The organism is Thermoleptolyngbya sp. C42_A2020_037 (assembly GCF_015272455.1).
Lineage (GTDB): Bacteria > Cyanobacteriota > Cyanobacteriia > Elainellales > Elainellaceae > Thermoleptolyngbya.
Map to the genome: position 1 here is coordinate 1 of NZ_JACYLP010000051.1, position 24,490 is coordinate 24,490.

Genomic DNA, 24,490 nt, shown 5'->3' on the forward strand with positions numbered 1-24,490 from the left:
GCTAGAGATGAACTGCATTTCGATTGGAGTGATGCAATGTTGGACGGTGAAACTCTGCAACACGAACTCACCAATGAGTTTGAAAGTGAATTTGAATATGAGCTTCAAAACGAATACGAAGTTCAGCACGAATACGAAAGCGAAGGTGAAGAATTTTTGGGTGGACTCATCGGCGGGGCAATGAACGCCCTTGGACTGGGCGAAGGTGAATACGAAGGTGAATACGAAGGTGAGTACGAAAGTGAGTATGAAAGCGAAGCCTTTTTGAGTACGGTGCGTCGTCTCGCTGGACGGCTCAAACCGATTCTGCCGAAAGTTATTCCTCATGCCACTCGTCTGATCGGCAATGCCATCGGTGGGCCGCAGCTTGGCGCAGCGCTGGGGCAGATGATGCGCGAAAGCGAGTACGAATTCGAGTATGAAACGGCTGGACAAATGGAATTTGAAGGGGGGTGGGCAGGAGAATTTGAATCCGCTGCCACACCGCAAACAGAAGCCGTGGCCGAAGCGCTGGCTGGTGCTGCGGCCAAAGCCCAAAACGAAGCCGAAGCCGAAGCCTTTGCTGGAGCCGCTGTGACTCGCGTATTGCCCACCAAGTCTGCTGCGGTGCAAAAGCAGATTCCGACGATTGTCAAAGCCAGCGCCCAACTGACACGGGGGCTACGCCAAAACCCGACGACCCGCCCGCTGGTGCGAATTTTGCCGACGGTGGCGATGCGGACGGGGCAAGTGCTGACCCAGAAAGCCGCGCAGGGTCAACAGATTACCCGCCCGGTCGTGGCCCAGGTGATGGCCGCCCAGACCCGCAAAGCACTCAAAAATCCCATGACCGCTGCTCGAATTGTGGCCAATTCTGCCAAAGTCGCGCAGAAAGTGACACAGCCTGCTCCAGTCGCCCGCAAGAAAGTGCGGGGCTAGTTCTGCTGGAGCCTTGCTTGTTTTCAACCCAATACCTCAACTAAACATCACTGAAAAAGGAGACCACACTCATGTATCAGTACGAATTTGAAACCCTGGATCGGGAACTGGAATCGGAATTTGAATCGGCCGTGCTGGGTGAAAGCGATCGCGCCTATGAGTACGAATACGAAAGCGAAGAGTTTTTGCCCCTGCTGGCTCCCATTCTCAAGGCGGCTGCACCGATGGCGATTCAGGCAATTGGCGGGCTGTTCCGCCGTCGTCGCCGCCGGGGCCAGCGCGAATTCGAGATGGAGTATGAAACCCCTATGAACGAGTTTGAACTGGAAGGTGAATACGAAGGCGATCCCTTCATCGGCAATCTGCTGCGGGGACTGAGCAGCGCCTTTGGTGGCGATGGCGAGTTTGAGTATGAGTTTGAGCAGCATCCGGAAGTGCTGCCCGAATTTGAAACCACGCCGGCCAGCGAATACGAAGTGATGGCGGAACACCTGGCCCACATGGCGGCTAATAGCCAGAGCGAAGCCGAAGCGGAAGCCTTCATTGGCGCATTGATTCCAATGGTGGCGCGGGGCATCAGCGCAGCCGCACCCGTCATTTCTCGTGTGGTTCCCCAGGTGATTCGTCCTTTGGCTCAGGCGGGTCGGGCACTGCTCCAGAATCCTCAAACCCGCCCGCTGGTTCGCACCTTCCCGACGATCGCTCGCAGTAGTCTGGCAACCCTGGCGCAGCGCGTGGCCAAAGGACAGCCCGTAAACACCCGCGTAGCAGCTCGGACGGTGGCTGGCAACGTGGCGCAGGTGTTGGGTAATCCGCGCCGTGCTTCTGCCGTCATGAAGCGATCGCGCCAGATTCACAGCCGCCAATGCACCTGCGGCGCACGCAAACGGGCCCGCGTATAGGCGGAAGGCTTGCGGGTTCAGGGATATCAGCGTGTAGTTGATGGGAATGCAACGGGGAGTTTTGGCATGAATGGATTCATGAACGGATCAAGGAGCGGGATAGACCCGTATCAGGCAACGCGGCAGGCACTCGCCGAGCTATATCAGGAAACCACGCCTGATTATCCAACCACTCGCGGGGTAGAGCCGCCCAACCTCGACCCCTGGCTGCGGGCACAGGCGGTGAACGTGGTGCGCCATGTGGAAGCGCTGCGTCCGTTTCGCCAGGGCGAGTTTGGCTCTGATGCAGCCAGTCCCAGCGATGCCCACATCGATGCGGTAAACCAGCTTATTGCCCGTCTGCGATCGCACCTCCAGGGCGTGTCCAAAACTGTGTCTGGCAGCGCTCAGGCGGCGATCGCCCAGCCCGCAACGGCTCAGTTGCAGCAGATGATCGCCCGCAAGGATCAGGCTCATGATCTGGTGCGGAAGATCGAGCAAATCTGGGACTTTTACTTTGAGCTGTTTGGGCAACGGCAGAGCCAGTTTGCGCCGTGGCTGTTGGGGTGCGATCGCATCGCCCTCGACTGCTATCAGGACGTGTATATGGGCCTGGGCAAGGCGAAGTCGATTCCCGCGCCGCCGCCCTTCTCCTACGTCAAAACGGGGTTTTCGCCTGCCACCTTCCGGCGCGGCATTCCCCTCACCAAGCTAAGTCAGCAGCTCAATCCGTTTCCGCTGATCCAACTGCCGTATCATCGCCTGGTGAATCCCTGGACCCTGGGGGCGATTTTGCACGAAGTCGCCCACAACTTGCAAACCGATCTGGGCCTGCGGCAAACCCTGCCCAGGGCGATCGCCCATCGGTTGCTGAAGGCGGGGTTATCCCCGGATGTCGCAGCCGTGTGGACAAAATGGCACAGCGAAACCTTTGCGGATATGTCGGGGCTGCTGCTGGGCGGCCCCTACATCGTCGCCTCGCTGATGGACATTGCCTCGCGATCGCCCCAAAGCACCCTCTTCTTTCACCCCGGCGCGCCCCACCCCACGCCCTACCTGCGCGTGTTCATCAGCACGGAACTGCTGCGGCGGATGGGGTTTCCGCAAATGGCGAACGACTACAACCGCATCTGGAAGCGCCTGTATCCCAATCCCCACGCGGGCACGATTCCGCCGGCCGTGCTGCAAACCTTCGACCGGGCCCACAAGCTCGTCGTCGATACCATTTGCTACACGCCCTATAGCGAACTGGGCGGGCGATCGCTGGCGGAAGTCACCGGCTTCAAACCCCACCATCAGCAAATCATCGAAGAAGCCGGACAGCGGCTGGCCAAGGGCAACGATCCGGGCATCGTCCCCGAACGCTTCCTGATCTGCGCCTCCCGCCACGCACTAGATCGACGGCTGGCCGCGCCGGGACTTATTACTGAAAACTTCTATAAAGCTTTAGCAAGGAGATAGCGCAGCATGAACCGAGATAGATACACGCTTCGAGGGCGTGTGGTCAAACACCAAAGCCAATCTGAAGCTGGCATCCGCGTAGAACTCCACGACAAAGATCGGCAATACGACGATCTGATTGGCATTTCTCGAACGGATACCCAGGGCTACTTTGAAATCTCCTTTACCAAGGAAGACTTTCGCCAAGATCCGGGAGAAACGGAACCAACACCCGATGTGTATTTCAAACTCTTTCGGGACAGCGAATTTTTGGGAGAAACAGAGATTCGTCCCGATTTCTCCTTGGAGCCACTGAGAACCCCTGTCACTCCACCAGACCCCAGACAAGGCCCGCATCAGGTCAAGCAAGAGGGTCAGGCAACGTCTTATAGCATAGAATTAGTGGCGCTAGAGGTGCCGAGTCCTGAGCAATCCAAGCGCCCCCCTGCCCAGCCTTCCAAAGACCAACCCGGCCAGTTGCAGGTGGTAGACGTGCTGCCCAGCCTCGACCAGATTCACCGAACGGGCAGAATGGCCTCTGTTTCGGCTCCTGCTGCTGGGGGTGGCGATTTGCAAGGAATTGTGGAGAGTGCCCTGGGCGGTATTTTGGGCCATACCCAGCGAACCGACGACCCCAAAACCCTGGTGAACACGCTAACCCAGACTTTCACCGCTCGCCAGGTCGATGGCCGCACGGTGTATGACTGGAATCCGCAATCCGTCAGCGTTCGTGCGTCTGACCTGGGTGGCGGCATCACCGGAGCGCAGGCCAGCCTCTATCACCGGGCAAAAACGGCAATTCAAGACGGCATTCGATTGCTAAATGCACTTACGCCGCTGAAGCCCTCTGCCGACCGCGAAAACATGGAAGCCACCCGCGCCATCATCCGCACCGAGATGCAGGAGCTTTTGGCAGAACTGGGCGCACGGGGCGGCCCGCGCATCTTGCGGGTAGACAACCTGTTTCAACTGCTGCTGGGCAAAGAGGTGGATAGCGGCAATCAGCGCCCAGACGGACAGCTCAAGAAACTGGAGAAATATTTCGGGCTGGTGCGCGGACAGATCAACACCGTCGAAGAGGAGCAAAACTACAGCAACTTCCTGACGCTGAAGGATTATCTGCAATCGCTGCGGCGGAGTTGGGTGGATTACAAGCACACTCAGCAATCCAGCGCTGGAGCCTACATTGGCACACAGTTGGTGCGGCTGTCGCAAGCACTGGCGGTGGTGGCCGAGTCGGTGCAGGAAGTCTACCGGATCATGGAGCTATTTTTCTTGGGGCCGGAGGAGCGGCTGTCGGTCTACGTCGACTTCACTCGTGCTGAAGCCGATGTAGAAGATATGGAAATTCCTTACGAATCTCCTCGCCCTGCCTTTCCACTACCAGATGGCACTGGATATCCATTTGAGGAAACGGCTAAATTGGGTGATTCGATGAGCGTGGAGGGGCTTCTGAACTGGGTCTGGCGATTTGCCAGCGAGGAAGGGCCGATGTTGGCGAAATCGGGCGGCAAGCTGGGCATTCGGGTGATTTCTGAAACGAGCGATCGCCTCATGGTGCTAACCCAAGCCGCCACCTATGCGCCGATTCCCAACGCCGCTTTCCGCCGCGAAGGGGTGATTCGGGCGCTGCGTGATTTGGCTTATCAGCTCTATCAGGTGCGCCAACTGGCGGAGCAAGTAACATTGCCCTCTGGCGACACACCCGATGATCTCGATTGATCTCAGATGCGATCTCCGATGACAGAAAACGCAACAGCAAACGCAATGGCGAATCGCTCAGTAAGAATGAATCGCTAGCCAAGTCGATAGCGACAGCCAAAACCTGCAAAATCTAGGCTGGCAAACCGCAATCCTTAACCCACTAACCCCTGACTAAGCCCTTGTTCGAGGAGAAATTCCCATGACCACCACCGGAGAAAACCAAAGTTTACTCGACCGCATTGCCGCGCTAAAAGAAACGCTCGTCGATCAACTCGGCCCGCAGCTCATTCAAAACCCCCAGCTTGCAGACGCGCTGACCCAGCGCATCGAAGATATGTTAGCCCAGGCGATCGCCGCCAATGCTACTGCGCCCGTGCCTGCCGATGGCGGGCTGGCCGACCTGATTGGCTTGGGCAAAGATGCAGCTAAGGGCATCGACGAAACGCGCCTGCCGCAAGGCGTGGAAGATTATGACGAACAAGTTGCGAGCGATCGTATCTTATCCGTTGCCGATCTCTACTATCTCTATCAGATGGAAACCGTCGGCATCTTCCGCGCCATCCGCAAGCTGCAAGAACTGTTTGACGCGGGCGCAGTGCGCCTTTCGACGGGTGAAGGCGCTTACGGGCTGTATCGGTTTGATCGCCGCAGCATCCTCCGCTATGCCGAACGCAACCGAATGCAAACCTATCGCCGCGTGTTTGGCTACACCACCACGCCGCCCATGCCCAGCGCCAAGCCAAACGCCCAGTTCCACGGTATGTTCACGCAATTTATCAACAGTGTGGCTGCCTTCTGGCGCGACAAGCGTATTTCCGACGTGATTCGCGAACGCGCCTACGACCCCAGCTTTGGCAGCATCGCCACGGTGCGCCGCGCGGGGTTAGATCTGCGAAATAACTTAAAGTGGAATTCTTACGGACACGTTAACGTATTTCGCATTGAGACGCTGCAACTGCTGGACGAAGCCTTCCGCATTCTAGGAGCCGAAGACGTTCGCAAGCTGTTTGGCGCAGACAACGCCTGGGACGTGGCGGAAGAGGTGATGCTGCGCTACTTCAACAAACAGGTCAACGCCTCCCAGCGACACCGCATGGCCACCTCCGGGCGATCAATCATCCGCTGGCTGGCGCAAAAGTATATCCTCAACAGCTCGCGGGCGGAATTTGAAGCGCTGCTGCGGGAAATCGCCGATGTGTCCGAAGAGTGGCTGACCAGTGCCGAGGTGCTGGGCATTGCCTTTCGCGGCCACACCCAGCGCGTCGTCCCGATCAACGCCAGCCGCAACGGCAACGTCGCGCCGCTCAGGGCAGGGCAGGGCTAGAGGGCGATCGCCCCAGTCATGTGCCGCTTCGATCGGGTTGGATTTTAGATTTTGGATTTTAGATTTTGGATTGTGGATTGAATAAGGACTGAGTGATCGCAATCCAAAATCGCTAATCCAAGATACCCAGCTAAAATACCCAGCCCAAAATCCCAAATCCACACCATTCCCCCTCGATAACTATGAACTCGTTTTCAACTAAAGCGCTCCAGAACGGCTCGGCCGCTCCGGAGTTTGAAGATGAATTTGGCCGCCGGGGGCAAGCTGGACGCAGCATCGCTCAGCGGTTTGCCGCCTATCTCAAGCGCCAGGGCTTTTTGCCCACCCTCCATTTCACCCAGCGATTTTTGCAACGGCTTGCCTCCAAAGGCGTGCGGTTCGATCCGCGCACCTTCGTCCGCGAGTTTCGCGCCGCCAAGCACTACCGCCAAACCCGCCCCGGCTACAACACCCGCCTAGCCGTGGTGCGGGGCGTACCGATTGTCTATCGGCCCGGCGGCGAGAACGGCAACCGGATTGTGCTGGTGACGGCGCTAGAGCAGGGGGCAGATTTGCCGCCTGTTGCCCGCACTGCTCCACCCAAACAGCGCGAAGCAGAATGGGAACTGGAATCTGAATTTGAATGGGAAGTTGAATCCAAGCTGGAACAGATAACTGAATCTAATACGCCACGCTCATTCGATGCGCGGGTGCAGCAGCAATATCTGGAAACGCTGCAAGAAATGGCGGCCGAACGTGAAGCCGATCCGTTCGTTGTGGAAGATATTAAACGCCGCATTCCACCGGGGCATGAAACCCTGAATCGGGAGGCTGCCAAAGGACTACCCATCACCCCTGCTGAACTAAATGCCATGAATCGGGGCGTGCGCCGGGTGGATCTTGAAAAAATCACAAACCACTTTAAGCCCTCGCAACAGCGCCGCCACATGCTGCGCCGCCACAAGTGCCAGTCGCTAGAGGAAGCCCTCGCCGAAGCGCGACAGCAGCTTGTGGCTATCTACCAGCGAATCATGGCGGCTCCCACCCGCGAAGCCGCCTTTGAGTGGCTAGGCGAGGCGCTGCACCTGATTCAGGATTCTTACTCATCTGCCCACACGGAGCGTGAGAACGGCGGTGCAGGAGCCATCCGGTTTATCCGCTACTTTGGCATGGGCGGGCTATCTTATCCGCACGAACATCGCGTCATGCCGATGCGTCAACCCAACGGGCGGGTTTTCTTTGGTGATCCGCGGGATTATATTAACCTGAGCAGTACGCCGACCCGTGCGGCGATCGCCGCCAGTCGCCGCTTTATCCAACTGGTGCTGCGACATCTGCAAGCAGCGGTCAGTTCTGCTGCCCATCAGACCGAGCTAAGGCAGTTTATGGATTCAGTGCTGGTGCTGAGTCCTCGCCGCACGCCCACCAAGTCGCTTTATCCCAGGTGCCCGTGAGAGTCTAGCAGTTCGGCAACGGAGGGCGGGGTCAGTTCTCGGACAGTGTTCACCACGCGGACTGCGCCTGCGGTGTGGAGCTTGTCGGTGTAGGCAGCGGCGTAGTCGGCGGGGGACTGGGCATGGGGCGGCAGCACGCCAACGCCAATCCAGGGGCGATCGCCCGCCACAGCTTTCGCCGCCGTCACCGTCTGCATATCCGCCACCGTATCGCCCACATACACCACTGGCAGCAGGTTAGATAACCCAAACCGAGCCTCGATTTGAGCCACCGTTTGCAGCAACCCCGTCGGGTCGGGCTTACCAGGGGCATCTTCCATCGCCACCAGGATGGGATCTTGCAATCCCAATCGACGCTGCAAAACGTAGGTCGCCGATCCCCGCGTTGCCCCGCTGAAGAACCCCCAGGGAATGGCGCTGGCTTGCAGTTCAAGCAAATGGGCCGCATCGACCAGCAGTGGCTCCTGCGTAATGTAGCCATCCCACCGATCAGGATCGTCTAGAATGGCTCCGCGATAGCGCCGCTGAAAGAAGTCCACCACTTTTTCGTAGGACAAATCAAGCTGCGATCGCCCGGTTCCCTGCTGCTCGTAGTAGCGATAGATCAATTCTTGAGATGCTTCCCAGTCGTTGTTCCACAGTCCCTCCCCTTTGAGCTGGTCAATGTCTGTCTGGGAGGGGCGAAAGCGACCATCGGTAAAGGCTTCTACGGTGTCCGCTAGGGCGCGGCGGTAGGAATTGCCCACGTCGCGGATCACGCCGTCAATATCAAACACTAGAAGGGCGATCGCCTGCTGCATAGGAATCGTTTGGGAAAAAATTCTAGAAAAAATTAGCTCAGGACAAATCTAACCAAAAATATTGGCGATCGCGCCAGTTCGTAATTTACTATAGAGGATTGTAGAGTTTTTGAAGGCAGCCCGGACTGTCCTGGAGGTGCGATTGTCCAAGTTTATTCTCAAGGTTCTCTGGCTAGATAACAATGTGGCTCTGGCAGTAGACCAAGTCGTCGGAAAGGGAACCAGCCCGCTGACATCCTATTTCTTCTGGCCCCGCAATGATGCGTGGGAACAGCTCAAGACCGAGCTAGAGGCGAAGCACTGGATTGCCGAAGCCGATCGGGTAGAACTGCTCAACAAAGCCACAGAAGTCATCAACTACTGGCAAGAAGAGGGCAAGAAAAAGTCTATGGCCGAGGCGCAAAGCAAGTTTCCAGAAGTTGCCTTTACGGGCAGCGCCTGATCATTCACCTCTATATTCATAGACCCGATTCATAGACCTGTTCAGGGGGCTGCACGACCAGAGCGGGCAGTCCCCCTATTTTGCGTGGCTCAGACCGAATCTCAGAACTCACGGCGGGGCGTGCGGCGCTTAGGCGGGCGGCTGCGGGGCGGCGCTTGGCGAAAGCGGCTTGTTTGGCGGGGGCGGTCAGGACGCTCCTCGGTCGGACGCGGCGGCGCTTCATAAAAGCCAGGGTCGTAGGCAGGGTCGGTGGCAGGGTCGCGGCGGCGCTTTGGGCCGGGTTCGCTAGCGCGACGGCTGAGCTGCTGGCTGATGCCTGCAAACACCTCCCGGTTCAAGTAGGGATAGTCGCTAACCCACAGCCCATAATCTGCCATATACACGTCGGATAGCTCCAAGATTGGGTCGAGGTCGGGGCGGTTGGAAATGGCCACGAGTTGAGCGCGATCGCCCGGACGAATTACCCGATGGTCGCGCACCAGCGGCACTTTTACTTTGCCCAGATAGCCCGCCTCATCGGCTAATTCTAGGTTCAGCCGCCGCTGCCGATTTTCGACGACCATCAGTTCGCCCTGCTTGTTGACCCGCTCCTCAGTGCCGACCAAATCTTCAGTAATGTAGACATCAGACACTTCGCCCTGCCAAAAGCCAGCATAGGGATAGCGACGATATTCCGCATTGCGGCGGCCAGCTTGGTAGGCGGGCCCCCACAACCAGTACAGACCTGCGATAATCGCCACGCTGAATTCCAGAATCTCAAACCAAAAGTTGGGCGGCAAAATTGCCCGCAGCACTAACCCCAGCAGCGCCCCCACGACCGAAATCAGCACGCGACTTAGCACATCCTGAAACTTGCCCCAGTAGTAGCGATACTGCTGCGCTGTGGCGACAGCGGGAATCAGTTGCTTAAAAACGTCTTCGGTGATGGGAGTGAGCATGGTTGAATCGTGGCGATCGCCCTCAGCAGTCTTCTGGCACAGTGTCATCCTTAACACAGCACCTCAAAGCCCTGACAAGCAGCATTTTTTCGAGCCTAGCATTTGTCCGTCTGGAATGGTCATCCAAGCAGGAGCAGATTGGTTCAAATTTTTTAGACTCCTGAGTGCGTCAGGCTCATTTCTAACCGCACCATCCGAAAACGATTGAGCGGTTACCTGATCAATCGTAAACTTGTCAATGGCAATTCCCGTATCTACTGGAACCTTTTCGCCAAATTGCCTAGGAGAGTTCAGTAAAAATCTCAAGGGAATTGAATTCAAGAAATTGCAGAATATAGATAACTCTGGAGAACGCATTCGGAACACTAGCGATTAGGGGGCAATTGAATCGTTAGGGTTCCTGCTCAGAAGGCGTCCTTACAGGTGAACTGCCTGACCTTGGGGGCTTATAGGGTCAGGCATTTTTCTTTTTAAAGTTTGGCTAAAAGTCTGGTTACAATTTAGCAGCCATCAGACTGACCCTCTGAATCTGCGACACGATCCTGGTCGATGTACCGTGAGCCACAGCAGAAATCTGCGGGACAAGTCCGGTAAGGTCTTACACTGGATAAGGCTCCGAGATGTTCTTAGGCTAAAACAGGGCTTGACCCAAGTCCCTCTGTGCGTTGCAGTTCATTTCCACCTTTGAATTCATGTCTCCCGATCTTCTGCGCTCTCTGGTTTGGATGGACTATCGTTTGGCAGTGCTGTTTGCGGTGCTACTGCCGCTGGTTTTGCTGATCTGGGCAACGGTGAAACAGGCTGAAGCCATGCAGCGGCTGCTGATTATTTACTGGCGCGTCTCCAGCCTGCTGGCGATTACGGTTTATCTGCTAATTGGGGATTTGAAGATCGGCTTTCTGGCCTCGTTTTTGGCGCAGATTTTGATTCCCGTCGGGCTGTGGTTCTGGGTTGACCTAAATGAGGAAATTGACGACCAGCGCTCTAGCCTGCTCAAACTTGGGTTTAGTGCCTGGCGCTGGGCGCTGACGATCTACAGCACACTGGGGGCGATCGCCACGATTCCCTTTTTGCAATGCGCCTTTTCGGAAGCAAGCTACCAAACGCCCTTTTGCCAGGTGTGGCGCGAAGCCCCGCTGATTTACAAGGATGTCCTCCATGCAAACTATCGCCCGCCTTTCCTGGGCTTTTTGGGCATTGTCGGGCTGGTGATTTATCTAATTTACTTTGGGCACTTTGTCATTGTGCGGCTGGGGCGGCAGGGTCGTTCTGCCATCGAGCAATAGCCCGTACCGCCAGTGCATAGCGCTATGGGCAAAGTCTTGCAAAAACCAATTCTGGTGACGGGTTCCCATCGCTCTGGCTCGACCTGGGTCGGGCGGATGATTGGCGCATCGCCCCAAGTCGCCTATATTCACGAGCCGTTTCACCTGGACCATAACCTGGGCTTTTGCGGCGCACAGTGGGACTATTGGTTTCAATATATCTGCGCTGATAACGAGGCTCAATATCGGCGGTTTTTTGAGAAAACGGTGCGGCTGCAATATAACCTGATTCCCAGTTGGAAGCTGGTGAATGATGCAGAATATCGCCGCAAAGTGCGGGGCGATCGCGCATTTTTCGCCAAAAGCCGCGCGGCGGGCCGTCGTCCCCTGCTGAAAGACCCGATCGCTCTCTTTTCTGCCGACTGGCTGGCGACCCGCTTCAACATGGACGTGGTGGTGATGATTCGCCATCCCGCGGCCTTTGCCTACAGCCTCAAAAAAGCGGGCTGGTTCCACAACTTCCGCCACTTTCTCGACCAGCCCTTGCTGATGCGCGACCATCTGCATCCCTTTGCCGCAGAAATCGAAGAATTCATCGCCGGAGACGAAGTACCCGGTGGCGGGCACGGGCGATCGATTCTGGAACACGCGGCGCTGCTGTGGAAGCTGATTCACTATCGCATTGCCACCTACCGGGAGCAGTTTCCCCACTGGCAGTTCGTGCGGCACGAAGACCTGTCGCTAGAGCCGCTGGCGGGCTTTCAGCAAATCTTTGACCAATTGGGGCTGGATTTCAGCGACACCGTGCAGCGCAAAATCACAGACTATAGCAACGAAAAAAATCCCTCGGTGGAGCCGTCGCTGTTTGCTCTCAAGCGCAACAGCAAAGCCAATGCCTACACCTGGAAGGAAAAGCTTTCGGCGGAAGAAATTGCGTTTATTCGAGCGCAGGTGGGCGATTGGTCGGATCGGTTCTATCGCGCTGAAGAGTGGTGAAGAGTGGTGCAGTGATTCGCTTCTGGCTGCGGCCTAAAGGTTGCTGGCAAACGCGATGCGGATTTTTGATGCAGATTTTTCCAGATCAGGGTAGAGTCATGGAAGATAGGAAAAAATTCTCAGGGTTGCCGGACTGTGGCGGAGATTTTTTTCAGTTTGGGTGAATCCTCTGTCCGCCGTCAGAGCTTTTGTTTTTTGCGCTCGTTGCGCCTGGTTCACAGGCTATCCCGCATGATGCTATCGAGTCGATCGATCCACTCCCAGGTTTCTACAAGGCTGAAGCAGCGACCGCTGGTTTGCTTGCTCAGTCTGGAGGAGTGTGTCCGCTAATCCGCCGCGATTTGAACGATCAGAGGCGGAGAGCGAATACTCTGCCTCGCTGGTTTCGGTGCCTGAAAGTGTTAAATCTGACGCGAGTTTTCGACCGTCTGCGGAGGCCTATAGCAAGCAATATCCGGGGCAATACAACGGGTCATGTACCGGGTCGTATACCGGGTCATACACGGCACAATATGCGGGCGATCGCCCGTCTAGCACCTACCGCAAGCAGCCGGTGTTGCCAGAACAGGAAGAACCCGCTGCATTTCACGCTGCTCACAGTCCGCACACTATCTGGCTCACTGACGAACTGCTGTTTAGCTTTCAGCGCTGCCATCGCCGCGCCTACCTCGACCGCTACGGCGACCTGGAATATTGCGATGCACCCAGCGACTATCTGCTGAAGCTGCGGCAAGACAGCCTGGCCCACCGCCGCGAAATTTTGCAGGATGCGGTGATTCACGAAGCAGATTATCCTCGGTCAAACTGGGCGGCGGGCGCGGAGACCACGCTGGCGCTGATGCAGCAGGGGGTAGAGCGGATTTCTCGCGGCGTGCTGTTGACGGAATACCGCGACGGCGTGATGCTGGTCAGTTGCCCCGATCTGCTGGTGCGGCAGCCGGGAGAGTCGGTCTTTGGCGACTGGATGTATGTGCCGACGGATATCCGCCTGGGCAAGCGCCCTAAGCTGGACTATCAGGTGATGGCGGCGTTTCATGCCTATGTGCTGGCGGCGGTGCAGGGCGCGTGGTGCGACACAAGCTGGCTGATGCTGCGGCAGCGTGGCCCCTACGCGGTGGATCTGGTAGATTTAGTGCCACGCATGGAAGAAATTCTCTACGCCTGCGCTGAGATGCTGATCACCCAGCGCGAGCCAGAGGTGTTTATCGCTCACAACCGCTGCGACCTCTGCCACTGGTACAGCTTTTGCTATGGGCTGGCGACGGGCGATCGCCACCTCTCCCTGCTCCCCGGCGTTACGCCCAGCCGCTACGTTTATCTCAAGCAAATGCAAATCACTACACTGGAGGCGCTGGCGGCTACGCCCGTCCGGGAGTTGGAAATGCTTCCTGGCTTTGGGCCGGCCGTGGCGCACAAGTTGGTGTATCAGGCCCAGGCAACGCTGAATCAGGAGGCGCTGCTGAATCCGTCTTTGTCTCATGGGGCGCTGCTGGAACTGGTCACTCATCGCCGCCTGCCGACCGCCGAGGTCGAACTGTATTTCGATATTGAGTCTGCGCCAGAGCAAAATGTGGTGTACCTGCATGGCGTGCTGGTGGTGGATCGGGCGCAGGGGCACAATCAGTTTTATGCGCTGCTGGCGGAAACACCAGAAGCAGAGTGTCTTGCCTGGAACCAGTTGATGGAACTGTTTCAGCGCTATCCTGACGCACCGATTTTTCATTTTTGCCCCTACGAGGTGCAGACGGTGCGCCGTTTGGGGGAATTATTTGGAACTGCCCCAGAGATCGTAGAAGATTTGCTGACCCGATTTGTAGATTTGCACGATTGGGTGACGCAGGTGGCGCTGCTGCCCGTCGAGAGCTATGCGCTGAAGGCGATCGCCCGCTGGCTAGGGTTCAACTGGCGCGATGCCGAGGCCAACGGCGCACAGTCGATTTTCTGGTACGCACAATGGCTGCAAACGGGCGATCGCGCGTTTCTCGAATCAATCTTGCGCTACAACGAGGACGACTGCCGCGCCACGCATCGCGTCAAAGATTGGTTGGTGGCATTCATTACTGAAAAAGTGCAGGAAATTCAGGCACATTAAGGTCATTGAGGATTGGCCTCAACCTGTTTCCCAAAAAGTATCCAAAAATTTCTCAAAACATTTGACAAAAGGCTCCCAGATCTACACAATAGAGGTTGCGTCTTTCAAAGGGCGCACAAAGCGCAAGGGACCGTAGTTCAATCGGTTAGAGCACCGCCCTGTCACGGCGGAAGTTGCGGGTTCGAGCCCCGTCGGTCCCGTTCTAGATTAGGCAAGATAAACCACATTGGGTAGATTGAATCAGGTATAGGTTTCGGAGTGGCCTATGGCTAGATGCCATGCTCCTCCATATATTTTTTACGCCCTGATTCAAGTCTGCTAGCGCGTCATCCAGCGTGGCATAGCTTTCTTGTCCTTCATGAATCATGCCGCCAGGATCAAACGCTCGAACGAAAGAGGTGCTGTACTCATCAGCGCCAATTTCTATCCAGCCTTGAATCGACAGGAATCGGCTGAGATGCGGATAGCGTTTATCCAATGTTTCAGATTTCGGCATTCCCAGTGTCCTGAGGCAACCTGTGTAAAGCCACTCAATTCATATCACTAAACCCCTTCAAATGAGTTTGGTAAACGAGTCGGTGTCTGGTTCCATGAATCGCTAGAATCTTTAAGGTTGGTTTGCTGCGCGTCGTTGGGTGGTTCTGAGGCGATCGCCATCAATTCCCTCACGCCATCCCCTGTCGCCTACCTAACCCCCAATCCCTAAACCCTAACCCCTAAAACATGTCCGTTCGCGTTCGTATTGCGCCCAGTCCCACCGGAAAGCTCCACATCGGCACCGCTCGTACTGCCGTGTTTAACTGGCTATTCGCCCGTCACAATGGCGGCCAGTTTGTGCTGCGGATTGAAGATACTGACCTAGAGCGATCGCGCTCCGAGTTTACCGACAACATCCTCGATGGGCTGACATGGCTGGGGCTGAATTGGGACGAAGGCCCAGTGTTTCAAACCCAGCGCACCGAGCTATATCGCCAAAAAATTCAGGAATTGCTGGGCAAAGGGCTAGCCTATCGCGCCTACGACACGCCCGCAGAACTGGACGCGATGCGCGAAGCCCAGAAAGCCCGCAACGAAGCGCCGCGATACGACAATCGCCATCGGGATCTAACGCCAGAGCAGGAAGCCGCCTTCGTGTCCGAAGGTCGCCAGCCCGTCATCCGCTTCAAAATCGACGACGACCGGGAAATTTCCTGGACTGACCTGGTGCGCGGCACGGTGACCTGGAAGGGGCGCGACCTGGGCGGCGATATGGTCATTGCCCGCGCATCGGCGGCTGGCGAAATCGGCGCACCACTCTACAACTTCGTCGTGGTGGTGGACGACATCGACATGGGCATTACCCAGGTGATTCGCGGCGAAGACCACATCGGCAACACGCCCAAGCAAATTTTGCTGTACGAAGCGCTGGGCGCGACTGTGCCAGAATTTGGGCACACGCCGCTGATCTTGAACTCGGCGGGCGCAAAGCTGTCGAAGCGAGACGGGGTTACGTCGATTTCTGATTTTCGCGAGATGGGCTATACTCCAGAGGCAATCGCCAACTACATGACGCTGCTGGGCTGGTCGCCGCCGGAGGGCATGTCGGAGATTTTCACCCTGGAAGAAGCGGCGAAACAATTTAGCTTTGATCGAGTCAACAAGGCTGGAGCCAAGTTTGACTGGGACAAACTCAACTGGATCAACAGCCAATACCTGCATCACAAGCCCATTGGCGAACTGACCGACCTGCTGATTCCCCTATGGCAAGCGGCAGGTTACGAGTTTGACCCGACGGGCGATCGCCCCTGGCTAGAACAAGTCGCTGCCCTCGTCGGCCCCAGCCTGGTAAAGCTGAACGACGCAGTGGAGATGACCCGCTACCTGTTCGTGCCGGATGTGGGCTTTACCGATGCGGCGACACAGCAGCTCCAGCAGCCCAGCGTGGGCACGGCGCTTCAGGGCATCCTGACGGCGCTAGACACGACCGCTCTCACGCCAGACACCGTGCAGGACGTGATTCAGCAGGGCGTGCAGGCGGCGGGTGTGAAAAAGGGCGTGGTGATGAAGTCGCTGCGGGCAGCGCTGACGGGCGACCTGCAAGGGCCAGACCTGGTGCAATCCTGGCTGCTGCTGCATCAGCGGCAGATCGACAAAGCCCGCCTGGCCCAAGCGCTGGCGATCGCCCAGTCCCCTGTCTAACCTGCGCTCTGCCCCGAATCACCTAGACTCTTTGCTATTTAACGCTCAAATTGCCATGCCTTATTCTGCAACGTTGCGTCGGGTTCTCGTCTGGACTGCGCTGCCGCTGGCGATCGCCGCTCTCGGTTCTGCATCTGGGGCGATCGCCCAGGCTCAGCCCACCCTGCCCGACCCGTTGCAGCCTGCGGTGCCGTTTCCGACGGAGGAGCCAGATGCGGGTGAGCCAGCGCCCGTCGAACCTCCTGCGGCATTGCCCAGTCCTGGAGTTCGGCCCGAAGCACCCGTGGAGTCTGCGCCAGCGCCCCCCAGCCCCACATCCCAGTTTCCCCGCAGCACCCAGCGGCGATCGCCCGCTCCGTTCAGCGGCAGCACGATTTTTGAAAACCTCACCCTCACCCCCGGCGCAGACCCTAGCCCCAAAACGATTCGCGGCATCAGCGGCGGCCCCCTTCCAGCCAGCGACGTGGCCGGCCGCCCCGAAACTGCCACAGGGCCCTGCCTCGGCTTCGTAGACACCCAGCCTGACCATATTCTGACGCTCACGGCTCCCTTTGAGTTTCTCAGCCTCCAGGTGCAAAGCGCCGAAGACACAACCCTCGTCGTCAAAGGGCCGGGCGGAAGCTGGTGCAATGACAATTACCTGAGCCTCAACCCCGGCATCGCCGGACAGTGGCTCCCCGGTCGCTACGAAATCTGGATCGGCTCCCATCGCAATAACGGGTACTTTCCCTATGTGATTCGGGTGTTGCAGCAGCCGGAGTGAGGGCGTGTTGGCGCAATTCACCTGCCATAATGGGAAAAGTCGGGCGATCGCCCGTCGTTGGGTAAAGCGCCCTCTCAGCCGTTCGTCAACCGCCCATGATTACCCTATCGTCAGAACTCCAGCAACGCCTCGCCTCACCGCTCAAGATCGGCAATTTTGAGGTGAATAGTCGCGTGTTGCAGTCGCCGCTGTCGGGCGTGACCGATTTGGTGTTTCGGCGGCTGGTGCGGCGGTATGCGCCTGCCTCCATGATGTACACCGAAATGGTCAACGCGACGGGGCTACACTACGTCAAGCAGCTTCCTAAAATTATGGAAGTAGACCCCAGCGAACGCCCCATTAGCATTCAGCTTTTTGACTGTCGCCCCGACTTTTTGGCCGAAGCCGCGCAAAAGGCCGTAGACGAAGGCGCAGACACCGTAGACATCAACATGGGCTGCCCGGTGAATAAAATCACCAAAAACGGCGGCGGCTCCTCCTTGCTGCGGCAGCCGGAGCTGGCGGCAGAAATTGTGCGGTCTGTGGTGCGGGCGGTGAACGTGCCCGTGACGGTGAAGACGCGCATTGGCTGGAGCGATCAGGAAATCAACGCGGTGGAATTTGCCCGCCGGATGGAAGATGCAGGCGCACAAATGCTGACGCTGCACGGCCGCACTCGCGCCCAGGGCTACAACGGCCCCGCCCGCTGGGAGTGGATCGGCAAAGTGAAATCGGCGCTGTCGATTCCGGTGATTGCCAATGGGGATATTTTTTCGGTGGAGGCGGCGGTGCGCTGCCTGGAGGAAACGGGCGCAGACGGCGTGATGTGTTCGCGGGGGACGCTGGGCTATCCGTTTCTAGTGGGCGAGGTGGATCATTTCCTGAAAACGGGCGAGTTGCGTCGGCCGCCGAATCCGGTGGAGCGGATGCAGTGTGCCCGCGACCATTTGGAAATGCTGTGGGAGTATAAGGGCGATCGCGGCATTCGTCAGGCCCGCAAGCACATGACCTGGTATGCCAAGGGGTTTCCCGATGCGGCGGTGCTGCGCGGCAAGCTGGCCGTCATCGAAAATCTGGAGCAAGGGCTGGAACTGCTGGACTGGGCGATCGCCCGATTGTCTGAGTATGATTGGAGCGACCTGCCCGGCGCTGCACCAGAACTGGTCGAAGTTTAGATCGACATCGGCTCTAGAAAAAGCGAACCAGATGGGCTATCCCCAAGGTTGCCCGCCTGCTGGAAAGCGCAGGTGCGACGCAATGAGGTAATAAATAAAGTAAAAAAAGGTAATAAAAAGTAAAGCAACGAAGTGCCGTGGCAGGGCAATTCTAGCCCAGCGTAGACTGAGGCTCCAGTTCACAGACCTGAACCTCTCGCCGTGAGACGACGTTCAGATCACTGGGATAGCGCGGTCGCGGATCGCCCACCAGCCAAATCGGGGGAACCATGAGCGCTTCGTAGGATTCAATTTGATATAAAACGCCAGGTTTTTCCTTGAGTTCTACCATCGTTCCTGGTAGATACTCGAATAGCTCATCCCAGTCAATCACAGAGTCGGTGTTCATCGTTGGTATTCGTAACGGTCTACGGCTCTGGTTCAAGCATTCAGATTCAAACCAGATTCAGCGGCGATCGCCCTAGCAGTAGAAATCGCTCCGGTCTAACACGACCTCACCATAATCCGGCACCCATGCCACCCAACTCCCAGAAGCCTCCTGGCACAGCAGCTTGGCTTCATTGAAGCTGTAGGCACTGAGCGGTTGCAGCAGATTGACCCACGTATCCCGGTTGTAGGTGATGCGACAGACTGGGTTCCAACCCTGGGCGATCGCCTGCTCCAGGTCTATCGTCAGCCGCGCCGTGTCGGTCGGGTAAAGAGACATAGTTTCAGACTCCGGCTCAATGAAAAATCAGTGCAGAAAAAATCAACACAGAAGCGCTCTTCCCGCACCAAAGCGAGAAAAAGCAGAAAAAATTTCTGTATTCATTTTTACAAATTACAGATGCCAGCGCTGGTCTGATGCCAATAAGTTAATAAACCTTGATGCAAATACCTGGGTAAATCAGGGGCGAATCCCCCTAACCCTCGTCCCAGAGACGATCTACGGCGATCGCCAGGTCAGGAAACTCAATGGAGGCGATCGCCTCACCTGTGCCAAAGGTACCGACTTCTCGATAGGCGCTTCCTTCCAACGACAGCACGGTCACCGTCTGCGCGATCGGGTCAATTAGCCAATACTCGGGAATGCCGACTGCTGCATACTGGGCCCGCTTTCGCACATCATCGCGATCGCGGTTTGTTTTACCAGGGCTGAGGACTTCCACCACTAGGCGTGGTGGGGGCATTTCCAGCGTAATCGTCAGCCGTCGTTGCGTTAGCTCCAGATGTTCGGGACGCAGTACCACCAGGTCGGGATAGCGATTAGCTGCGTCTTTGGGTTGCAGCACAGGCACTTGGAGTTCTAGAGCGTGGGTCTTAATCAACCGACGGGGAAAGAGATGGGCGATCGCCAGCAAAAACTGCAAGTTGTCTGCAATCCAGTTATTCAGCTCTGATTCTGGCGGCAACTCGATTAGCTCCCCATCGATTAACTCATAGCGACCCTCCAGCGGCGCTGCATCGCTGTAGGTGAGGTATTCCTCAAAGCTGGCAAACGTGGCTCTGGCCTGGGTCATGGCAAGTTCCTACAAATTGAATGTCAGCGCTTCAAGGCTTGAAACTGGTGCAACAGCCAGCGATTCACTGCACCGTGATCTTCCGTTTGGCTGCGGCGTAGTGCCTCCTCCACGATCGCCAGCGATAGGTCTGGCAGCACAGTTGAAACTTGGATCTGGCGACTTCCACCACTCACAATTTCAAATGCGATGATTGTGGCTGCTTCCACATTCACCACCCAATATTCCCGTACACCCAGTCGCTCATACAGCAGCCGCTTCTGCCCCAAGTCATCGCTGAGCGTGCTGGAGGAAATTTCAATCGCTAGGGTCGGTGCACCCCAAACAGTTACATCCACAGGCTGATTATTTTTGGGTGGGCGGGCAGCATCTGTACCAATGTAATACGCCAAGTCTGGCTGACACTCCCGCTCTCCCGGCTGCCGGAAGCTGGTGTTGATTAAAGCAGTATAGGCAAGGTCACGCAGGGTGCCATATAGCGTAATGACTGCCGCCAGAATCGAATTGTCTTGCCCGTGTGCCGATCCCGTTGGCATCGTTTCGATCCTCATCCAGCCTGCATCGTAATAGCACTGGGCGTTTTCAACCTCTGGGCGATCGCAGCTTGCCAAAAACACCTCCCAGGTCGCAGGCACCCAGGCATTCGAGATCAGGCGTGGCGAAGACGACAGCGCATCAACCATGAATTAACTCTGAGGATTTTCTCTGAAACTTCATCTCCTGACCTCCAGTGTATCGAATGGGGTCGGGAGAATTGGTTTAAATCAAGTCAAGATCGACGAACTGAGCCACGTAGTTGCGCTCAGGCTAGCAGCCATTCAGCGTTTCAGGCTCTCTGCTCCTCAGACTGTTTTTCAGACGCTTTCAGAGTTTTTAAGATGGGCGGGGCGAGAATCGAACTCGCATACCCGAAGGTGCCACATTTTGAGTGTGGTGCGTCTACCAGTTTCGCCACCCGCCCTGGGATTTAGCTTTTTCATTATACGGGATTGGGCGCTGATGCAACAGCTTTTCATAATCCTGGCTGCTGGCCCAGCGATCGATTTCTCGGGCCCGCAGCACGGGAACCGGATGGGTGCGCTGGGCGGTCTGGGTTTCGCGCAGCATTTTGCCCATGTCGCTGAGGCTGAGGTCGTCGTAGGCGCGGGCCTGTTCCAAAAATGCGTCCAGGTTAAGCTGGCTGGCTAGTGCAGGGGAACCGCCCGTCAGCTTCATCAGCACCGAGGCTACCACGCGGGCATCTTGCGCGACCAACAACGCAGCGCGATCGCACGTAAACTCGGCACAGCGCACCCACTCCAGCAGTCGCTCTTGCAAGCTCTGCGCCACCAGCGGCCCCAGCGGCAGCCCCAGTTGCCCCGCCGCCAGCACCGCAATATTCGCCATCGTCAGATAGACGCTGTGTTCGCATTTCAAATGCCCCAGTTCGTGGGCAATCACCGCCTGGATTTCTTCCGGGGTCAGCAGGTCGATCAGCGAGGTGTGGAGGACCACAAACGGCTGCTTGCCGCGCATGGCAAAGGTGTAGGCGTTGGGTGTGGGGTTTTGCCGCACGTAGAGCTGCGGCGGCTCCAGGTCGAGGATCTTGCACGCCTCTAGCAGAAGTTCATGAAGCTGGGGCAACTGGCGATCGCTCACCAAAATCCCCGAGGCCAGGTTTTCTAGCTGAAAAAACTGCTCTGCTACGGGCCCCAGCAGCCCACGAATCGCTAAATCCAGCCCCGGAAGCTGCTGCAATGCCTGAGTTGCTTGCAAATCGAGCGGGTGGCGAAAGTGGGCGGATTGCAGACCAATGAGCGGCGTTTTGGCAGGCATGGCAACAGGCAGAGAGCAATATTCCGCGCAAATCTTCGCTGAATGGGGCGATCGCGCGGGTTCTCTTCATTCTAGCGACAAGCCCGCCTGTAGACTGCTGGCTCGGCGGACTTTAGCCTATGTAAATTGTCCTGTGCAAATTGCCCTACGCAAATTGGCCTGTGCGATTTGCCCTATGCGATTTGCCCTATGCAAATTGTCCTGTGCAAATTGCCCTACGCAAATTGGCCTGTGCGATTTGCCCTATGCAGATTAGTGGGTGAAAATTTTTTGCCTGGAAGGTTAGCCCCCCAACCTCCCAGGCCTGGAGCGCAAGAGTCTCCAGCTATAGAGGACGAGTGCTGAAGGCTGAGAAGTTCCCCGCTAGAGAAGCGCAAAAGCAAGACAAGCCCTAGGTGGCTAAATTTCGTGCTGGCATCAAAAACTTGAGACACAGAAAACCTTAGAAAAGAAAGTTTTTTATAGGATAACTTTGCTATGTTAACTACATGACCCTGGATGACCTCGATTCCAAAGTGATTCGACACCTGATGCAGAACGGCCGCATGACCTGGGCCGAACTGGCGACGGTGCTGCAACTGTCGGCCCCGGCAGCGGGCGATCGCGTCCGGCGGCTAGAGGAACGCGGCGTGATTTTGGGCTACACCGCGCGGGTTAATCCGGAGGCAGCAGGCTGTCACCTCACCGCCTTCATCGCCGTTACGCTGGAGCGCCCCGAACACCGCGCCCCCTTCCTGGAGAAAGTCCTGCAACTCGCCGAAGTGCAGGAATGCCACCACATCGCCGGAGAGGATGACTACTGGCTGAAAGTCCGCTGCCAGCACACCAAAGCCCTGGAACGCCTCGTCAGCGACGAACTCAAGAGCCTTCCTGGTCTCCTCCGCACCCGCACGACGATTGTGCTGTCCACGGTGAAAGAGACGAGCGTTTTGCCCATTCGGGCGGAATGAAGGGTTGGCGTGATAGAACAACCCCAACTCCCTATCAGCCCATGACCCTAACCCCTCAACGACAATGAACCTCTCCCTGTTTGCCCGTGGTCTACTAATAGGGTTTTCGATTGCTGCTCCGGTTGGCCCAATTGGCGTGCTGTGCATTCGGCGGACATTGACTCAGGGGCAACTGGCGGGGTTATTATCGGGTTTGGGCGCGGCCACAGCAGACGCTATATATGGGGCGATCGCCGCGTACGGATTGACCCTGATCTCTGCTATCCTGATTGGTCAAGCCGGGTGGTTTCGTCTCGTCGGCGGGCTGTTTCTGATTTACCTGGGGGTGCAGACCTTCCTCGCCCAGCCAGCCACAGTGGCCGCTTCGAGCGACGGCAAAATTCGGGCCGCTGGGCTATGGGGTGCCTATCTTTCGACAATTTTGTTAACGCTGACAAATCCAGCAACTATCATGTCCTTTGCGGCGGTGTTTGCTGGGCTGGGGCTGGCGAGTTCTAGCGGTGACCCGCTGGCGGCTACGGTAACGGTGCTGGGTGTGTTTTTGGGGTCGGCGCTGTGGTGGCTGCTGCTGAGCGGCGGTGTCAGTCTGTTTCGAGCATCCTTTTCTAAAACCAACAGCTTACAGTGGGTCAATCGAGGGTCTGGAATCGTCTTAATCGCCTTTGGCAGCGTCGCGCTGGCATCTCTTCTGCGGGGATAGCGCTGGTGCTGGCGGTGCTGCTGCTGGGAAGTGCGGGAATGCGAGTTTTGGCACAATCTGCGGTGCTTCAATCGGGGACGGTTCAATCGGGGGCGATCGCCCTGCCCACAGTCCTTGCTCAGGCCTCGCCCTCGGTGGATACTCTCCGGCAACAGCGACAGCAGGTCGAGCAAAAGCGATCGACCCTGAACCAGCAGCGCAACCAGCTCGAAAATCTGGAAAACTCTGCCCAGCAGAAGCTCGACTCGCTGGAAGACCGCATCAACACGACGACTGCCCAGATTCAACAAAACGAAAAGAAGCTAAAAGATGCCAACACGCGCCTGGTTCAGCTTCAGGAAGAATTGGCCCAAGCAGAGGAACGTTATCAGCAGCAGCAGTTTGCCACTGTGGCGCGGCTGCGCTTCTTGCAGCGACAAAAGGACAGCAGCGGCTGGGCCGTGCTGCTGCAAAGCCAAAACCTGAACGAATTTCTAGAACGGCGCTATCAACTCCGGCGGGTCTATCAGGCAGACAACCAGTTTTTGGTGGATCTCAAGCGACAGTCGGATGAGCTAGTGGCCCGGCATCGCGCTGTCGAGCGCCAGAAAAATGAGATTGCCCTAATTACCCAGGAACTCCAGTCTCAGAGGGCGGAATATCAGCAGCAGGCGGCCACCCAGGAAGAACTGATTACCCGGCTCAAACAGGATCAGCGGGCGCTAGAAGAAGCCGAAGAGCAGTTGGCTCGCGATTCTGCCAGTCTGGCAAACCTGATTCGCCAGCGCCTCGCCGCCGCGTCGCGCAGCCGGATTGTAATTCGCGGCAACGGTATTATGAGCATTCCTGCTGATGGGCGGCTAACCAGTGGCTTTGGCTATCGCGTCCATCCGATTCTGGGCTATCGCCGCTTCCACGCGGGCATCGACTTCGGCGCACCGACGGGCACTCCGATTCGCGCTGCCAATAGCGGCGTGGTGATTTACTCTGGCTGGTATGGCGGCTACGGGCGATCGGTGATTGTCGATCATGGCAACGGTATCACCACGCTCTATGCCCACGCCAGCCGTGTGTATGTGTCTGAAGGGCAGGCGGTCAGCCGGGGAGAGGCGATCGCCGCTGTGGGTTCCACGGGCTTTTCCACCGGGCCGCACCTACATTTTGAAGTCCGCAAAAACGGTGAACCCGTTGACCCGCTGAATTATTTGTAATCCCGACC

General features: G+C 57.1%; 24 protein-coding genes and 2 tRNA genes. 17 read left to right on the top strand and 9 right to left on the bottom strand.

Annotation, left to right across the window (positions count from 1 at the left end; all coding sequences use genetic code 11):
- The 6 genes from IGS16_RS18410 to IGS16_RS18435 form a co-directional block, all read left to right on the top strand.
- On the top strand, positions 1-918 hold a 918-nt coding region (locus IGS16_RS18410; protein WP_297087937.1), incomplete at its 5' end, for a hypothetical protein.
- Between the two features lie 71 nt (positions 919-989).
- Positions 990-1,820, top strand: coding sequence for a hypothetical protein (locus IGS16_RS18415; RefSeq protein ID WP_297087939.1), 831 nt, complete (start codon positions 990-992; stop codon positions 1,818-1,820).
- 78 nt (positions 1,821-1,898) lie between these two features.
- On the top strand, positions 1,899-3,260 hold the full coding sequence (locus IGS16_RS18420) for a hypothetical protein (RefSeq protein WP_297087940.1): 1,362 nt from the start codon (positions 1,899-1,901) through the stop codon (positions 3,258-3,260).
- A gap of 6 nt (positions 3,261-3,266) precedes the next feature.
- Positions 3,267-4,961 carry a hypothetical protein gene (locus IGS16_RS18425; protein WP_297087942.1) on the top strand — a complete coding sequence of 565 codons (1,695 nt, stop codon included), beginning with the start codon at positions 3,267-3,269 and terminating at the stop codon, positions 4,959-4,961.
- 181 nt (positions 4,962-5,142) lie between these two features.
- Positions 5,143-6,267, top strand: a complete 1,125-nt coding sequence (locus IGS16_RS18430; RefSeq protein ID WP_297087944.1) for a hypothetical protein — start codon at positions 5,143-5,145, stop codon at positions 6,265-6,267.
- A gap of 182 nt (positions 6,268-6,449) precedes the next feature.
- Positions 6,450-7,700, top strand: coding sequence for a hypothetical protein (locus IGS16_RS18435; RefSeq protein WP_297087946.1), 1,251 nt, complete (start codon positions 6,450-6,452; stop codon positions 7,698-7,700).
- Here the strand turns inward: IGS16_RS18435 and IGS16_RS18440 are convergent.
- Entirely contained in the window at positions 7,682-8,500 is an 819-nt protein-coding gene (locus tag IGS16_RS18440) for a TIGR01548 family HAD-type hydrolase (RefSeq protein WP_297087948.1), read from the bottom strand. The genes IGS16_RS18435 and IGS16_RS18440 overlap by 19 nt on opposite strands.
- Positions 8,501-8,636: 136 nt before the next feature.
- On the opposite strand from IGS16_RS18440, the gene IGS16_RS18445 reads away from it, so the two are divergent.
- Positions 8,637-8,942: a 30S ribosomal protein PSRP-3 gene (locus IGS16_RS18445; protein ID WP_367185824.1), complete on the top strand. Its 306-nt coding sequence runs from the start codon at positions 8,637-8,639 to the stop codon at positions 8,940-8,942.
- 101 nt (positions 8,943-9,043) lie between these two features.
- Here the strand turns inward: IGS16_RS18445 and IGS16_RS18450 are convergent, their stop codons facing one another.
- Positions 9,044-9,928, bottom strand: a complete 885-nt coding sequence (locus IGS16_RS18450; protein ID WP_297087950.1) for a phosphate ABC transporter permease — start codon at positions 9,926-9,928, stop codon at positions 9,044-9,046.
- A gap of 644 nt (positions 9,929-10,572) precedes the next feature.
- Between IGS16_RS18450 and IGS16_RS18455 the strand changes: the two genes are divergently transcribed.
- From IGS16_RS18455 to IGS16_RS18470, 4 genes are all read left to right on the top strand, one after another.
- Entirely contained in the window at positions 10,573-11,166 is a 594-nt protein-coding gene (locus IGS16_RS18455) for a DUF3177 family protein (protein WP_297087952.1), read from the top strand.
- A 24-nt stretch (positions 11,167-11,190) separates the two neighbouring features.
- Entirely contained in the window at positions 11,191-12,141 is a 951-nt protein-coding gene (locus IGS16_RS18460; RefSeq protein WP_297087954.1) for a sulfotransferase, read from the top strand.
- A 388-nt stretch (positions 12,142-12,529) separates the two neighbouring features.
- Complete coding sequence (locus tag IGS16_RS18465) at positions 12,530-14,233, top strand: TM0106 family RecB-like putative nuclease (protein WP_297087957.1); 1,704 nt, start codon at positions 12,530-12,532, stop codon at positions 14,231-14,233.
- A gap of 126 nt (positions 14,234-14,359) precedes the next feature.
- A tRNA-Asp gene (locus IGS16_RS18470) sits at positions 14,360-14,433 on the top strand.
- A 2-nt stretch (positions 14,434-14,435) separates the two neighbouring features.
- Here the strand turns inward: IGS16_RS18470 and IGS16_RS18475 are convergent.
- Positions 14,436-14,729 carry a hypothetical protein gene (locus tag IGS16_RS18475; RefSeq protein ID WP_297087959.1) on the bottom strand — a complete coding sequence of 98 codons (294 nt, stop codon included), beginning with the start codon at positions 14,727-14,729 and terminating at the stop codon, positions 14,436-14,438.
- Between the two features lie 227 nt (positions 14,730-14,956).
- Here IGS16_RS18475 and gltX point away from each other — a divergent pair, with 227 nt between their 5' ends.
- From gltX to dusB, 3 genes are all read left to right on the top strand, one after another.
- Complete coding sequence (gltX, locus tag IGS16_RS18480; RefSeq protein ID WP_297087961.1) at positions 14,957-16,411, top strand: glutamate--tRNA ligase; 1,455 nt, start codon at positions 14,957-14,959, stop codon at positions 16,409-16,411.
- A gap of 55 nt (positions 16,412-16,466) precedes the next feature.
- Positions 16,467-17,174, top strand: a complete 708-nt coding sequence (locus tag IGS16_RS18485; protein WP_297087963.1) for a hypothetical protein — start codon at positions 16,467-16,469, stop codon at positions 17,172-17,174.
- A gap of 95 nt (positions 17,175-17,269) precedes the next feature.
- Positions 17,270-18,328 carry a tRNA dihydrouridine synthase DusB gene (dusB, locus tag IGS16_RS18490; protein ID WP_297087965.1) on the top strand — a complete coding sequence of 353 codons (1,059 nt, stop codon included), beginning with the start codon at positions 17,270-17,272 and terminating at the stop codon, positions 18,326-18,328.
- Between the two features lie 151 nt (positions 18,329-18,479).
- Here dusB and IGS16_RS18495 read toward each other — a convergent pair whose 3' ends face one another.
- The 6 genes from IGS16_RS18495 to IGS16_RS18520 form a co-directional block, all read right to left on the bottom strand.
- Positions 18,480-18,716, bottom strand: a complete 237-nt coding sequence (locus tag IGS16_RS18495; RefSeq protein WP_297087967.1) for a hypothetical protein — start codon at positions 18,714-18,716, stop codon at positions 18,480-18,482.
- Positions 18,717-18,788: 72 nt separating this feature from the next.
- Entirely contained in the window at positions 18,789-19,034 is a 246-nt protein-coding gene (locus tag IGS16_RS18500) for a hypothetical protein (protein WP_297087969.1), read from the bottom strand.
- Between the two features lie 196 nt (positions 19,035-19,230).
- Positions 19,231-19,827: a Uma2 family endonuclease gene (locus IGS16_RS18505; protein ID WP_297087971.1), complete on the bottom strand. Its 597-nt coding sequence runs from the start codon at positions 19,825-19,827 to the stop codon at positions 19,231-19,233.
- Between the two features lie 23 nt (positions 19,828-19,850).
- Positions 19,851-20,510: a Uma2 family endonuclease gene (locus tag IGS16_RS18510; protein WP_297087973.1), complete on the bottom strand. Its 660-nt coding sequence runs from the start codon at positions 20,508-20,510 to the stop codon at positions 19,851-19,853.
- 196 nt (positions 20,511-20,706) lie between these two features.
- Positions 20,707-20,788 (bottom strand) — tRNA-Leu (locus IGS16_RS18515).
- A complete protein-coding gene (locus tag IGS16_RS18520; protein ID WP_297087975.1) occupies positions 20,767-21,642 on the bottom strand; it encodes a M48 family metallopeptidase in 876 nt (291 codons plus the stop codon). Before IGS16_RS18520 ends, IGS16_RS18515 begins: the two co-directional genes overlap by 22 nt.
- A 488-nt stretch (positions 21,643-22,130) precedes the next feature.
- Between IGS16_RS18520 and IGS16_RS18525 the strand changes: the two genes are divergently transcribed.
- From IGS16_RS18525 to IGS16_RS18535, 3 genes are all read left to right on the top strand, one after another.
- Positions 22,131-22,592 carry an Lrp/AsnC family transcriptional regulator gene (locus IGS16_RS18525; protein WP_297087977.1) on the top strand — a complete coding sequence of 154 codons (462 nt, stop codon included), beginning with the start codon at positions 22,131-22,133 and terminating at the stop codon, positions 22,590-22,592.
- A gap of 64 nt (positions 22,593-22,656) precedes the next feature.
- Positions 22,657-23,292: a LysE family transporter gene (locus tag IGS16_RS18530; RefSeq protein ID WP_297087979.1), complete on the top strand. Its 636-nt coding sequence runs from the start codon at positions 22,657-22,659 to the stop codon at positions 23,290-23,292.
- Positions 23,217-24,482, top strand: coding sequence for a murein hydrolase activator EnvC (locus tag IGS16_RS18535; RefSeq protein ID WP_297087980.1), 1,266 nt, complete (start codon positions 23,217-23,219; stop codon positions 24,480-24,482). The genes IGS16_RS18530 and IGS16_RS18535 overlap by 76 nt, the downstream gene beginning before the upstream one ends.
- The last annotated feature ends 8 nt before the right edge of the window (positions 24,483-24,490 follow it).

Bases quoted from the DNA above. Each gene is read 5' to 3' on its own strand.
- IGS16_RS18415 (WP_297087939.1), top strand. From the start codon at position 990: ATGTATCAGTACGAATTTGAAACCCTGGATCGGGAACTGGAATCGGAA.
- IGS16_RS18420 (WP_297087940.1), top strand. From the start codon at position 1,899: ATGAACGGATCAAGGAGCGGGATAGACCCGTATCAGGCAACGCGGCAG.
- IGS16_RS18425 (WP_297087942.1), top strand. From the start codon at position 3,267: ATGAACCGAGATAGATACACGCTTCGAGGGCGTGTGGTCAAACACCAA.
- IGS16_RS18430 (WP_297087944.1), top strand. From the start codon at position 5,143: ATGACCACCACCGGAGAAAACCAAAGTTTACTCGACCGCATTGCCGCG.
- IGS16_RS18435 (WP_297087946.1), top strand. From the start codon at position 6,450: ATGAACTCGTTTTCAACTAAAGCGCTCCAGAACGGCTCGGCCGCTCCG.
- IGS16_RS18440 (WP_297087948.1), bottom strand. From the start codon at position 8,500: ATGCAGCAGGCGATCGCCCTTCTAGTGTTTGATATTGACGGCGTGATC.
- IGS16_RS18450 (WP_297087950.1), bottom strand. From the start codon at position 9,928: ATGACACTGTGCCAGAAGACTGCTGAGGGCGATCGCCACGATTCAACC.
- IGS16_RS18455 (WP_297087952.1), top strand. From the start codon at position 10,573: ATGTCTCCCGATCTTCTGCGCTCTCTGGTTTGGATGGACTATCGTTTG.
- IGS16_RS18460 (WP_297087954.1), top strand. From the start codon at position 11,191: ATGGGCAAAGTCTTGCAAAAACCAATTCTGGTGACGGGTTCCCATCGC.
- IGS16_RS18475 (WP_297087959.1), bottom strand. From the start codon at position 14,729: ATGCCGAAATCTGAAACATTGGATAAACGCTATCCGCATCTCAGCCGA.
- gltX (WP_297087961.1), top strand. From the start codon at position 14,957: ATGTCCGTTCGCGTTCGTATTGCGCCCAGTCCCACCGGAAAGCTCCAC.
- IGS16_RS18485 (WP_297087963.1), top strand. From the start codon at position 16,467: ATGCCTTATTCTGCAACGTTGCGTCGGGTTCTCGTCTGGACTGCGCTG.
- dusB (WP_297087965.1), top strand. From the start codon at position 17,270: ATGATTACCCTATCGTCAGAACTCCAGCAACGCCTCGCCTCACCGCTC.
- IGS16_RS18495 (WP_297087967.1), bottom strand. From the start codon at position 18,716: ATGAACACCGACTCTGTGATTGACTGGGATGAGCTATTCGAGTATCTA.
- IGS16_RS18500 (WP_297087969.1), bottom strand. From the start codon at position 19,034: ATGTCTCTTTACCCGACCGACACGGCGCGGCTGACGATAGACCTGGAG.
- IGS16_RS18505 (WP_297087971.1), bottom strand. From the start codon at position 19,827: ATGACCCAGGCCAGAGCCACGTTTGCCAGCTTTGAGGAATACCTCACC.
- IGS16_RS18510 (WP_297087973.1), bottom strand. From the start codon at position 20,510: ATGGTTGATGCGCTGTCGTCTTCGCCACGCCTGATCTCGAATGCCTGG.
- IGS16_RS18520 (WP_297087975.1), bottom strand. From the start codon at position 21,642: ATGCCTGCCAAAACGCCGCTCATTGGTCTGCAATCCGCCCACTTTCGC.
- IGS16_RS18525 (WP_297087977.1), top strand. From the start codon at position 22,131: ATGACCCTGGATGACCTCGATTCCAAAGTGATTCGACACCTGATGCAG.
- IGS16_RS18530 (WP_297087979.1), top strand. From the start codon at position 22,657: ATGAACCTCTCCCTGTTTGCCCGTGGTCTACTAATAGGGTTTTCGATT.